Origin of the sequence: Clostridium sp. 29_15, assembly GCF_001916075.1 — a bacterium.
Classification (GTDB): domain Bacteria; phylum Bacillota; class Clostridia; order Clostridiales; family Clostridiaceae; genus Clostridium; species Clostridium lentum.
The window spans coordinates 1-12,189 of the sequence record NZ_MNRT01000003.1; the positions used below are offsets into that span (position 1 = coordinate 1).

Annotated in this window: 12 protein-coding genes; 1 reads left to right on the top strand and 11 read right to left on the bottom strand. The window is 30.9% G+C overall.

Features of this window, described 5'->3' with window-relative positions:
• Positions 1 to 285: 285 nt before the first annotated feature.
• The 11 genes from BHW04_RS00300 to BHW04_RS00350 all read right to left on the bottom strand — a co-directional run bounded on the left by BHW04_RS00300 (position 286) and on the right by BHW04_RS00350 (position 11,106).
• A complete protein-coding gene (locus tag BHW04_RS00300; RefSeq protein WP_022211221.1) occupies positions 286 to 927 on the bottom strand; it encodes a V-type ATP synthase subunit D in 642 nt (213 codons plus the stop codon).
• A gap of 3 nt (positions 928 to 930) precedes the next feature.
• Positions 931 to 2,313 (bottom strand): V-type ATP synthase subunit B, encoded by a 1,383-nt coding sequence (locus tag BHW04_RS00305; RefSeq protein ID WP_022211220.1) that lies wholly within the window; start codon positions 2,311 to 2,313, stop codon positions 931 to 933.
• The gene (locus tag BHW04_RS00310; RefSeq protein ID WP_022211219.1) at positions 2,306 to 4,081 is read right to left on the bottom strand and encodes a V-type ATP synthase subunit A; all 1,776 of its coding nucleotides are present in this window, start codon (positions 4,079 to 4,081) and stop codon (positions 2,306 to 2,308) included. The genes BHW04_RS00305 and BHW04_RS00310 overlap by 8 nt, the downstream gene beginning before the upstream one ends.
• A 17-nt stretch (positions 4,082 to 4,098) precedes the next feature.
• On the bottom strand, positions 4,099 to 4,410 hold the full coding sequence (locus tag BHW04_RS00315; protein WP_186835193.1) for a V-type ATP synthase subunit F: 312 nt from the start codon (positions 4,408 to 4,410) through the stop codon (positions 4,099 to 4,101).
• Positions 4,403 to 5,404: a V-type ATP synthase subunit C gene (locus BHW04_RS00320; RefSeq protein ID WP_022211217.1), complete on the bottom strand. Its 1,002-nt coding sequence runs from the start codon at positions 5,402 to 5,404 to the stop codon at positions 4,403 to 4,405. Before BHW04_RS00320 ends, BHW04_RS00315 begins: the two co-directional genes overlap by 8 nt.
• 11 nt (positions 5,405 to 5,415) lie before the next feature.
• On the bottom strand, positions 5,416 to 6,012 hold the full coding sequence (locus BHW04_RS00325; RefSeq protein WP_302631679.1) for a V-type ATP synthase subunit E: 597 nt from the start codon (positions 6,010 to 6,012) through the stop codon (positions 5,416 to 5,418).
• A 17-nt stretch (positions 6,013 to 6,029) separates the two neighbouring features.
• On the bottom strand, positions 6,030 to 6,518 hold the full coding sequence (locus BHW04_RS00330; protein ID WP_022211215.1) for a V-type ATP synthase subunit K: 489 nt from the start codon (positions 6,516 to 6,518) through the stop codon (positions 6,030 to 6,032).
• Positions 6,519 to 6,530: 12 nt separating this feature from the next.
• On the bottom strand, positions 6,531 to 8,483 hold the full coding sequence (locus BHW04_RS00335; RefSeq protein ID WP_302631680.1) for a V-type ATP synthase subunit I: 1,953 nt from the start codon (positions 8,481 to 8,483) through the stop codon (positions 6,531 to 6,533).
• On the bottom strand, positions 8,470 to 8,796 hold the full coding sequence (gene ahaH, locus BHW04_RS00340; protein ID WP_022211213.1) for an ATP synthase archaeal subunit H: 327 nt from the start codon (positions 8,794 to 8,796) through the stop codon (positions 8,470 to 8,472). Before ahaH ends, BHW04_RS00335 begins: the two co-directional genes overlap by 14 nt.
• 416 nt (positions 8,797 to 9,212) lie before the next feature.
• Positions 9,213 to 9,728, bottom strand: coding sequence for a class I SAM-dependent methyltransferase (locus BHW04_RS00345; protein ID WP_302631681.1), 516 nt, complete (start codon positions 9,726 to 9,728; stop codon positions 9,213 to 9,215).
• Positions 9,729 to 9,822: 94 nt separating this feature from the next.
• A complete protein-coding gene (locus tag BHW04_RS00350) occupies positions 9,823 to 11,106 on the bottom strand; it encodes a hypothetical protein (RefSeq protein WP_302698489.1) in 1,284 nt (427 codons plus the stop codon).
• Positions 11,107 to 11,286: 180 nt separating this feature from the next.
• Between BHW04_RS00350 and BHW04_RS00355 the strand changes: the two genes are divergently transcribed.
• On the top strand, positions 11,287 to 12,108 hold the full coding sequence (locus tag BHW04_RS00355) for an undecaprenyl-diphosphate phosphatase (protein WP_022211210.1): 822 nt from the start codon (positions 11,287 to 11,289) through the stop codon (positions 12,106 to 12,108).
• Positions 12,109 to 12,189 lie beyond the last annotated feature (81 nt).

Consider the following 12,189-nt stretch of genomic DNA (forward strand, 5'->3'; position numbering starts at 1 on the left):
AGAAACTCTAGTATAGTTCATTAATATCACTCCTTGAGTATATATTAGAACTTTTAAACACGTTTATCAACATTTTTATTAACTATAGTTTTCTCCTTATATGTATTGTATGTGAACTACTCCCACTTTAGAGTTTTGGAGCATTTTGCACACTTAAGTTAAGTTTCACTTTAAATATCTATTAGATTATACTATCTTTCGTGGCTTTTATCAAATATCAGTATTTTTTATTTAAATATGCAAAAAGGCAGAGCTTATAATAGCTCTACCTTTTCTTATTGAAAACTAGTTTTTAGCATCAATCATTGCTTTAACCTTCATAAGTCTTGTTAAAGCACCTCTTTCATTTTCATCAAGTTTCATTCTAATAAACTTAATAGTTTCTTGTAATTGAGGAATTGTCATATACTCAAGAGCATTAACTCTTCTTCTAGTTTTCTCTATTTCATCAGCCATTAGCTGAGTTGATTTTTCCACTTCTGCAAGCTCAAGCAATTTAGGGAATATTGAATATAGCTTCGTAATTGCATCATCAAGCTCTGAAGATGTATTTGCAAAACCATATGGGAATATACCGCCTTCATCATCTTGAAGCTGTCTGTGAAATTCCATTTTTGGAACATTAACGCTCATTACGTTTTTTACTCCTACTTCAACAGAAATGCTATCTTTAGGATAGGCAACTGCTTCCTCTAAAAATTCTGTACTCATTACAGCGCTTGCCATAACGAAATCTTTAAAAGAACCTTCTAATTCTGCTTCCACTTCTTTTCTAAGCTGATTGTTATATTTAACAAGACCTATAAATTGTCTCATTAATTCATCTTGCTTATCCTTTAAAAGCTTATGGCTTCTTGTAGATGTTGCTAATCTCTTTTTAAGCTTAGTCAGCTCCATTCTAGTAGGATTGACATTTAATTTTGCCATATTCTACTCTTCCTCTCCCTTAGGCATATACTTTTCAAGATATTCATCTCTAATTCTCTTAAGCTCTGTTCTTGGAAGTATCTTTAATAACTTCCATCCTAAGTTTAATGTTTCTTCAATAGATCTATTTGTATTAAATCCTTGAGAAACATATTCTTTTTCAAAGGCTTCAGCAAATTTAGCAAATTTCTTATCTGCATCTGATAAAGCTGATTCACCTAAGATTGCTGATAATTCTTTAGCTTGCTTACCTTGAGCATAAGCTGAGAATAATTGGTTCATTGTATCAGCATGATCTTCTCTTGTCTTACCTTTACCAATACCTTTATCTTTAAGTCTTGATAATGATGGTAAAACATCTATTGGAGGCATAACACCTTTCTTATATAATTCTTTAGAAAGGATTATTTGTCCTTCTGTAATGTATCCTGTTAAGTCAGGAATTGGGTGAGTCTTATCTTCTTCTGGCATTGTAAGTATTGGAATTTGAGTGATTGATCCACCTCTTCCAGTGATTCTTCCTGCTCTTTCATATAATGTAGAAAGGTCAGTATATAGGTATCCTGGATATCCTCTTCTACCTGGAACTTCTTTTCTTGCTGCAGATACTTCTCTTAATGCTTCTGCATAGTTAGTGATATCTGTCATAATAACAAGAACGTGCATATCTTTTTCATATGCTAAATATTCAGCAGCTGTTAATGCCATTCTTGGTGTAGAAATTCTTTCAATAGCTGGGTCAGATGCTAAGTTCATAAATAATACTGCATTATCTATAGCACCAGTCTTCTTGAATTCATCAACGAAGAATTGTGATTCTTCAAATGTTATACCGATAGCAGCAAATACAACGGCAAAGTTAGTATCTGAATTTAAAACTTTTGCTTGTCTTGCTATTTGTGCAGCTAATTCTGCATGTGGAAGACCTGATGCAGAGAATACAGGAAGCTTTTGTCCTCTAACTAAAGTGTTTAACCCATCGATAGCTGAAATTCCTGTTTGAATAAACTCAGCTGGGAAGTCTCTTGATACTGGATTAATAGCTTCACCATTGATATCTTTATATGCTTCTGGTATTATTTTTGGACCATTGTCTATTGGGTGACCCATACCATCGAATATTCTTCCTATCATATCTTCAGAAACACCAAGCTCTAATGATCTTCCTAAGAATTTGGCTTTTGTTCCTTTTAAGTTAATTCCTGATGATCCTTCATATAACTGAACTACTGCTCTAGTTCCGTTAACTTCTAGAACCTTACCTCTTCTTTTTTCACCAGTTTGTATTTCAACTTCAACTAGCTCATCGTATTTTACACCGCTAACTCCTTCAACAACCATTAAAGGACCTACAACTTCAGTTACAGTTCTATATTCCTTAAGCATTCAGAACTCCTCCTTTGCTTATTAATTCGTCTATAGCAGATTTAACTTCTACAGCTATTTCATCAGTTCTGCTTATATTTTTCTCTTCTATATATTTTGCTCTAGCAACTTTATCTCTAACTTCTAAGTTTAAGATATCATTTAAATATACACCTGCTTCAAGAGCTCTTTCTGCTTCTTTCTTGAAAAGAATTACTAACTTAAGCATTCTATATTGCTTTTCAAGTGAAGTATAAGTATCTACTTCGTGGAAACTGTTTTGTTGTAAGTAATCTTCTCTAATAGATTTAGCAACTTCAAGTTTTAATCTATCTTGAGCTGATAAAGCATCAATACCGATTAATCTTACGATTTCTTCTAAGCTTGCTTCTTCTTGTAATAAAGCCATAGCTTCCATTCTTAATTCTGACCAGTCTGGAGCAACTTCTCTGTTAAAGTAAGTATCAACTGTATCTGCATATAATGAATAAGAAGATAACCAGTTTATTGCTGGGAAGTGTCTCTTATATGCAAGTTGAGCATCTAATCCCCAGAATACTTTTACTATTCTTAATGTTGATTGAGTAACTGGCTCAGATATATCTCCACCTGGAGGAGAAACGGCACCGATAGCTGTAACAGCTCCTTCTCTACCATCTTTACCTAAACAGATAACTCTACCAGCTCTTTCATAGTATTCAGCAAGTCTTGATCCTAAGTATGCTGGATATCCTTCATCACCTGGCATTTCTTCAAGTCTACCAGACATTTCTCTAAGTGCTTCTGCCCATCTTGAAGTTGAGTCAGCCATGATTGATACTGAGTAACCCATATCTCTAAAGTATTCAGCAATTGTTATACCAGTATAAATTGATGCTTCTCTGGCAGCAACTGGCATGTTAGATGTATTTGCTATAAGAACTGTTCTCTTCATCAAACTTTGACCAGTTTTAGGGTCAATTAGTTCTGGGAATTCATTAAGAACGTCTGTCATTTCGTTTCCACGTTCTCCACATCCAACGTAAACAACTATTTCAGCATCTCCCCATTTAGCAATTTGGTGCTGAGTTACTGTTTTACCAGCTCCGAAAGGTCCTGGTACTGCAGCTGCTCCCCCTTTAGTTACAGGGAAGAATGTATCGATAACTCTTTGACCTGTAGTCATTGGAGCATCTGGTTTTAATTTACTTGCAAAAGGTCTACCTTTTCTTGCAGGCCATTTTTGCATTAACGATAACTCTCTATCACCTTTAGCAGTTTCAACAACACATACAGTACTGTCTACTGTGAAATCTCCGCCTTTTATTGATTTAACTTTACCACTTACTCCGTAAGGAACCATTATTTTATGTAATACTACAGCAGTTTCTTGAACTGTACCTATTACATCACCTGCTTCTACTTCATCGCCTTCTTTTACAGTTGGAACAAATGTCCAAACTTTTTCTCTATTTAATGCATTAACAGCTATCCCTCTAACTAGGAAAGGAGAATTAGCTGCTTTTTCAAAAGCATCTAATGGTCTTTGTATTCCATCGAACATTGATTCTATTAATCCAGGTCCAAGCTCTAAGCTTAATGGTTCTCCTGTTGTTATAACTGGATCTCCTGTTCCGATACCTGTTGTTTCTTCGTAAACTTGGATAGATGCCTTATCTCCTCTCATTTCGATGATTTCACCGATAAGCTTCTTTTCTCCAACCTTAACTACGTCATATATATTAGCTTCTTCCATTCCTTCAGCTACAACTAAAGGTCCAGAAACTTTAATAATTCTTCCGGTCTTCAATTCTCTAACCTGCCTTCCTATAAAATATTCATACCTACAGCTTTTTCCACACTCTCACTAATTCTCTTAGAACCTATATTTAAAGTTCCTTGATTACTTGGAATTAATATTACAGCAGGAAGCAATTGATTATTATAACGTTCAATAGTTTCTTCTATTGTTACAGCAACTTGTTCTGTAACAAATATAACTGCATAATCATTCATAGCCATCTTATCTACTGCTCTTCTTGCTTCATCTGCTCCAACTACTGGTGCAACATCTACGCCAAGTGCTTTGAAAGCTAAAACTGAGTCTTTATCACCAACAACTCCAATCTTCTTATACATAACTATCACGCAGCCTTTCTCTAATTACTTCCTCAGCAACATTATTAAGCTTACCAACCATTATAATTCTAATTAATTTAATTTCTGTTTCCTTTGCATATATATAAGAAAGAATTCTTTCTGGTCCAAAGGTAACAAATTTTGAATCCTTCATTAGCGCCATTATATAATTATCGCTTAATTTTTCTAATAGGTTTGCTGAATTTGTAGCTATATACCCTTCTAATCCTTCTCTTACTATCTCTGAGTAAACAGAAAAACTTAACTTAGAAATAATATTCTCTGGTGATTCATTGATTATTGATACTAACGTATCTTTATCTATGTATCCACCTGGAACAATAACTTCTTGAGCAAATTCACGACCCTTACCTTGTTTCTTAATTCTTAGTAAAGTCTTGATATTTGTTGAATCAATCATTGCATTTATTATTTTATCAGTAAAACTGTAGTTTAATGATTTTCTTATTTGAACTAATTCTTCAAACATAAACTTATCTACAATTATATCGATTCTTTGTGGATCTTTTGTTGCCTCAAAATCTTCAACTGCTGCCATAACAGCCTTACCTATATTTCCTCTTAAATCACCAAAGCTATCTGAGTCAATTTTTCTTTTTATTTCATTAACATCATCTTTTCCTAAGTGAATTAGAAGATTAGAAAAATCTTTTCCTAAGAATTTACCTTTTAAAAGAACTTTTACATTATGGTAAATATATTTTGTGCTGAATAAATTTACAATATCTTTTACTGGACATAATTCATATACCAGACTATAAACTCTTTGTAATTCAGCACTTAACATTTCCTCATAATCACTTGCTCTTTTTACATTCCCCATAACATTTGCATACTCAGTTTCACCAAGTATTTTTATAACATCATCTGCATTTGGAGCTTCTATCATTCTTTGGATTTTGGCCTTATCAAGGAGTCTTGTTTCTAATACCCATATTCTTGAAAGAGCTTGGGTAAATTGCATTAAATCCATAGCTTACCTCCTTAATTAAATAACACCTTTGCAACTTCAAATTCTAATTGATCTTTTAATGAATCAACAAGAGATTCAAAGGTATTATTAATTTCTACGCCACCTTTTTCTAATATGAAACCACCTCTAAATGAACCAATAGTTTCACTTATTTTAATTTCACCTTTAAGTCTTTTTGCTTTTAATTCTGTATTAATTTCTGCAACAACTTCTTTTGACACTATTTTGTTACCATCTTCATTTAAGATAAGTGTTTCATCACCATCTATATTTAATGATAAAATAGAATCTTTAATAAATTTAACAAATTCTCTATCATTTAATTTACATAACGTTTCTACACTCTTAGAGAATACTTCTTCAATTACTTCTTGCTTAGCAGCTAATTTTTCATTTCTTGCTTTAAGCTTAGCACCTGAAATTACTCTTTCTTTTTTAGATTTAGCTTCAATTTCAGCTTTTTCTAAAATTTCTTTTTCAAGTTCTTTTGCAGAAGCAACTTTTTTAGAAAGAATCTTATTTTTTTCTTCTTCAGCAGTAGCTAAAATACTTTCCTTTCTTCCTTCAGCATCTCTTAAGATTTTTGAAGTAATATTATTTACTGACATATCCTATATCTCCAATCTTATATCATGTTAACTAACATGAATGATATAACGAACCCTAATAATGCATATGTTTCAACCATTGCTGAAAGTATGATACCTTTTGTGTTGTGTTCTGGCTTCTTAGCTAATATTTGGATACCTGCAGCAGCAACTCTACCTTGAGCGATACCTGAGAATAAACCTGCTATAGCAACTGGTAAACATGCACCGATTAATACTAATCCAGTAGATAAATCCATTCCTGGAGCAAGCTTAGTGTAAGCAACGAAACCAATAACGAAACCATATAAACCTTGAGTACCTGGTAATAATTCTAATACTAACGCCTTACCGAACTTTTCTGGTTCTTCTGTAACTAATCCTGAAGCGGCTTCCCCAACTAAACCAACACCTTTAGCTGAACCTATACCTGCTAAACCAACTGCTAAAGCAACACCAATTGCTCCAAATATCATTCCACCGTTATTATTCATAAAAAATTCTATCCAAGTTTGTACAAATTCCATTTTAATTTCCTCCTAATTTTCCTTTAAATTCATATATTTTTCTGATACTGTAAATGGCTCAAATTGTTTTCCGCCACCTTCGTAGAATTTACCAAAGTATTCTACATATTGTAATCTTGCTGTATGAACATAAGCTCCAAGTAAACTTAATCCTAAGTTAAATATGTGTATTAAAACAAATAATAATGGTATAACTATTATAGCGTACCATCCACTCATTTGAGTAATAAGCATATTGAAAGCTGATGCTATACATCCACCTGATAATCCAAGTGCCATAAGTCTTGAATAAGAAACTAAGTCTCCTACATATCCTGTAATGTTATATAAGTTATATAACCCTTGACCTATTTGCGCACCTTTACTCTTTTCATTTCTACCACCAGAATAAATTATTAAAAGTGCACCAATAACCATACCAGCTATTGCAATGTATTTAACTACTGTTGGCCACCCTAAAAGTATACAACCAGCAAAAATACCTATTGAAACAAGCTCTATTATCCAAGAACCTACATCAACAATGGCATCAAATGATTTACCCATTTTGCAAAGGTATGAGAACTTAATTATAAGTCCAGCAAATATTTGAACAACACCAAATACAATTGATATTGCTAATATTGTAACAACATCTCTTGTTGGAACTAAAAGTCCTGGTATTGGTAAAATATCACCAAAATATGAACCATAAATCATACCAAATATAATTGTAGGTATACTTACAAATAAACCAAATCTTAAGAAATCTGCTGTTTCTTTTTTTAGTTTTAATGATTTAAGTGCTAATAAACATATTAATAACATTGTTAATCCATATCCTGCATCAGCAACCATCATCCCAAAGAATACAAGGTAGAATGGTGTTAAAAACGGAGTTGGATCCCACTCATCATATCTAGGTGTACTATACATTGATGTAACAGATTCAAAAGCAGATACTAGTTTACTATTTCTAAGCTTTACTGGTACCTCTTCAACTTCATCTTCCTTAACATCTTCAAATGTCATATAGTAATCTTCACCTGTAACTTCTTTACAAATTGCACTTAAGGCATTATTGTCTTCAACAGCGCACCATCCTTGAATAGTAACAGTGTTGTTTGTTCTTAAGAAGTTTGTTGATGCTTTTTCTCTAGATACCTTATTGAAGTAATAATCATAAACTAGTTGCATTACCTTAATATCTTCTTCATAAGAAGCTAGTTCTTCCTTCATTAAAAATATCTTTGTCTTTATGTCCTCAATCTTGGCAGATAAATCCATTATTGTTTTTTGAGGAACATCTTTGTAGTCAGTCTTAAATGCACTGAAACCATAATTTCTAATTAAACTTAAAGTTTCATCTGCTTTAGAGCCATCAACTAATATAAGTATATTAGTATCATTACTGTTTCTTGAAACAACTTCTACATAAGCATCTTTTAAAGCAGAGCTTAGCTCTTCTTCATATTGTTTTGCAATACTACCTATGAAATAAGCTGTTTTGTTTAACTCATCTAGATTTTCAAAGGAACAGTCTAGCAATTCCCAAGGTTTTAATATGTCAATTTCACCTTGAAGTTTAACTATTGAATTTTCAAAATCATGTAATTGTTCTTCTTTTTCTTTTACTTTTTCGTAAATAGCAGGCCAATTTGATTTTTCAACCAATTCTTCTAATTCCTCTACAGATAAGCTTTGCCTATCATCTTGTATTGATTGTAATAAAGACTTTTTAGGCATATAGCTATTCAGAAAATCTAGAGATGATTTAGCTTTTGATAAATTTTCTTCATACTCTGAACTATTTGAATCCACTTCATCTTTTGAAAGTTCTTTTAAAACTTCATTTTTTTCAAGTTTTTCTTCATCTTGAAGATTGATAAACTCAACCTTAGAAAATCCTTGTAACTTACGAAGAAGCTCTTTCTTGTGAGATTCAAAAGTAACCAAAGTGAATTTGTTCATCTTAACTATTGCCATGAATCTTCACTATCCTCTCAACAACTATATTAATAGCATTTTCTTTTAATGTAGGTGATAAATTTCTTATACTTTCTTTTTCTTTCTCACCATTTTCTAAAATAGGCTTTGCTTCAACATTTCCAGCTTCTACAGCTTCTTGTATTAACTTATCAGCCTTTGCTCTAGCATCTTTCACAATACTGTCATATTGTTTTTCAGCTTCACTATGAGCATTCAAAATTAACTCCTTAGACGCCTTATTAGCCTCTGATATCATGTCTTCAGCTTGTAACTCTGCTTTCTTTATCTCGTTAATTGCATCTAATGCCAAAATCTCACCACCTTTTCTCGTATTATATAATCAATATTAATACCTTATATAGTATTGATTACTGTTTTAATTATACACAATTTCATGCTTTTATCAACTTATTTTTATGATTTTTCTTTAAAAAGTTGAATTTATCACTTTAATTTTTGTAAATTAAAACTTAAATTAAGTCATTTCCCACCAATAACCAATGCATATTTATTCCCTCTACTTCTATATTATAATATTTATCGAACATATACTTAACTTTCTTAAGTAAATTTAATTTATTATTGAAAATATACTTTTTATATGTATTAGAAAAAGCCACAACTTGAAGCTTTTTCTTAATTATTTTTTATAATACCCTCTTATATCTATAATTAATAGAAAATACTTTAATTATACATTAATAATCTAATATTTCCATATTGCAATTAATTGTTATAAGTAAAATCTTCATTTTTTCTTGCTTTAATGTAATAAATATCTTCCCATACCTTTTCTTCTTCAATACCAAACTGTCCTGATAAAATCTTTCTAGTTTCTTCAATACTAGATGAAGTCATAGGATTTAAATTTTTAAATTGAAACTCTTTAATTTTTTCTGACGGAAGAATAACTCTTATTTTATTATTAAATAACTTTCCTATTTCCTTATTAATATCCCATATATAAATGCTTCCTCCACTTTTTATGCTTCTACTTATCTTTTGAAGCAACTTTTCTCTTTGATAATCTCCCCAAATATTGCTTAGAGCAAAGAAAATAGTACAATTATCATAACTTCTTTCTTTAAGCAATTCTGAATTTTCCTCTTCGATATAATCAACTGAAACTTCATCATCGATATCTTTGGCTATATTGTATATAACTCCAAAGCTTTCACCTACATCTAGAACATCCCCCTTTATATTAATATGATTTAAATTTAATACTATAGTCTTTCCCATATTATCCCCTTTATTACACTTAACATTTTACTATTGATTTTTACTATTATTCTGCTCTTTTATAAATATATTATGTTTACCTGCTATTAACTTTTTATCCTATCTTTTTCCCCTTAAATTTTATCATCACAATTAAAACTATAGATATTATAAATATTATTAGAAATACCCATATAATCTTTGGTAGATTAAAAACTGATAGATTATTTCCGTTTCTCAACTTATATATGCACCCTATACCGCTATCTAAAATATACATGCTGTCTTTATGATATCTTATACTTTTAACCTCACTTCCTTCCGAAAGTCTTATTATTGATTTTGCTACACCTTCACCGTTCATGGCATACAATACCTTTTCTTTGTTATCTGCAAATACTATAGTATCTTTACTTAAGCACTTGCCATCTATATCAATAGCCAATCCTTCTAATGCATCAATGGATTTATGTTGATAAATAGGACCATACACCACTTCTGTAGGATGGTTTTTTATTATAAATGTATTAGCTTCCTTTCCTTTTATAAATCTTGGTGAAGTAACAGGATCGCCTCCACTGAAATCTGGCCACCCATACCAGCTCTTTTCTTTTATACTATAGATATAATCTTTATCACCTTCTAAAGGTCTATCTCCTGAATTTTCAATACCTCCTACTATAGCAATTATTTTACCATCACTGGTAACACTATACCCTTTAACATTCCTTATACCTGTAGCATATGTAGCTATTTCATCATCCATAAGGTTACATGATATTATACTTGCATTGCTAAATTTCCCCTCATTTATGGTTGAATCCTCCTGCACCGACTCTGAATAATTACAGAATCCTGAAGTTCCACTGTTACCATATTTCCTACCTGATAGAGTCCAATGAAATGATGGTATATCCACTTTCCCATCTGGACTATCTACTACTCCACTATTGGTGTTGCTACCTATAGATGCGTATAAAACATCTCCTTTAACTAAAAGCTTAATTTCTTTATTAATTCCGTTATTAGGAATATTATTAACTATATCACTAAAAGTTCCATTATCTAAATCATATTTTATAATAGAATTTCCACTAGATATTATTAGATAATTTTTATATACCACAATATCATATATTTTTAATGCATCATTACTAAATAATCTTTCTACCTTATTATCCTCATTTATTCTTTCCACTGAATTATCATAGGCAACATATATATTTCCATCATTATCAAAATCAAAGGAAACGGCATTTAAACAATCCTTATTATTAATTGTCCACTGAATATCATCATATACTATATTAAGTTTGTATTTATCATCTAGATTATATATACCAAAGGATATGGCTACAATAAATGTACTAACTATGAAAAAACTTATAACCTTCTTCATTTCACTCCTCCCATTACTAAATTTATATTTTGTAATTTATAAAATATTCTCATTTAAAGTATATAAAAAGGATTAGTACATGTTCTATATTATATAAAGAAGTTTTTTTATATTTATCATAATCTTTTTAGATAAATATATATTTAACTTATAATATATCTATATATTAGGAGGTTTTTTATGTATTATATTGAAATACTTAAAGCTATATTTCTTGGGATAATCCAAGGAATAACAGAATGGCTACCTATTAGTAGTACAGGTCATATGATTTTAGTAGATCAATTTATCAAACTTAATTTTTCAACTGAATATATTAATACATTTTTAGTAGTTGTGCAGCTAGGCTCCATTTTAGCTGTGGTGATATTATATTTTAATAAGTTAAATCCTTTCTCCCATAGTAAAAATATGCAAGAAAAACAAGAAGCTTGGAATTTATGGATTAAAGTATTAATTGCCGTTATTCCCTCTGGTGTTGTAGGCATATTATTTGAAGATAAAATAGATGAGCTTTTTTTTAATCCTACCACTGTATCTATAACTTTAATTATTTATGGAGTTATCTTTATTTTTCTTGAAAATAGAGATAAAAGACCTACTATCAGTGCTTTTTCTGACTTAAGCTACAAAACAGCCTTTGGCATTGGTATTTTCCAAATACTAGCTTTGATACCTGGAACATCTCGTTCAGGAGCTACTATTATAGGTGCTACCCTTATTGGTGCCTCTCGTTTCATAGCTGCTGAATTTTCCTTTTTCCTAGCAATTCCCACCATGTTTGGTGCAAGTGCTTTGAAACTTATAAAAACCGGCTTTCAATTCAATACTTTTCAGTGGCTAATTTTGCTTATAGGCTCCTTTGTATCATTTATTGTTTCAATATTTGCCATAAAATTTCTTATGGACTATATTAAAAAACATAATTTTAAGTCATTTGGTTATTATAGAATAGTTTTAGGATTATTAGTTCTATTATACTTTTACGTAATAGTAATCTAATTTCTTTAAAAAGTGTAGTAAAACTGCACTTTTTTTATATAAATTCTTAAAAACAATATGTATTCATATTTCCTATATTTT

Excerpts from the sequence above, each read along its gene's own strand:
- BHW04_RS00350 (WP_302698489.1), bottom strand. The coding sequence starts at position 11,106 with ATGAAGAAGGTTATAAGTTTTTTCATAGTTAGTACATTTATTGTAGCC.
- BHW04_RS00315 (WP_186835193.1), bottom strand. The coding sequence starts at position 4,410 with ATGTATAAGAAGATTGGAGTTGTTGGTGATAAAGACTCAGTTTTAGCT.
- BHW04_RS00325 (WP_302631679.1), bottom strand. The coding sequence starts at position 6,012 with ATGTCAGTAAATAATATTACTTCAAAAATCTTAAGAGATGCTGAAGGA.
- BHW04_RS00355 (WP_022211210.1), top strand. The coding sequence starts at position 11,287 with ATGTATTATATTGAAATACTTAAAGCTATATTTCTTGGGATAATCCAA.
- BHW04_RS00320 (WP_022211217.1), bottom strand. The coding sequence starts at position 5,404 with ATGGATTTAATGCAATTTACCCAAGCTCTTTCAAGAATATGGGTATTA.
- BHW04_RS00345 (WP_302631681.1), bottom strand. The coding sequence starts at position 9,728 with ATGGGAAAGACTATAGTATTAAATTTAAATCATATTAATATAAAGGGG.
- BHW04_RS00305 (WP_022211220.1), bottom strand. The coding sequence starts at position 2,313 with ATGCTTAAGGAATATAGAACTGTAACTGAAGTTGTAGGTCCTTTAATG.
- BHW04_RS00330 (WP_022211215.1), bottom strand. The coding sequence starts at position 6,518 with ATGGAATTTGTACAAACTTGGATAGAATTTTTTATGAATAATAACGGT.
- BHW04_RS00300 (WP_022211221.1), bottom strand. The coding sequence starts at position 927 with ATGGCAAAATTAAATGTCAATCCTACTAGAATGGAGCTGACTAAGCTT.
- BHW04_RS00335 (WP_302631680.1), bottom strand. The coding sequence starts at position 8,483 with ATGGCAATAGTTAAGATGAACAAATTCACTTTGGTTACTTTTGAATCT.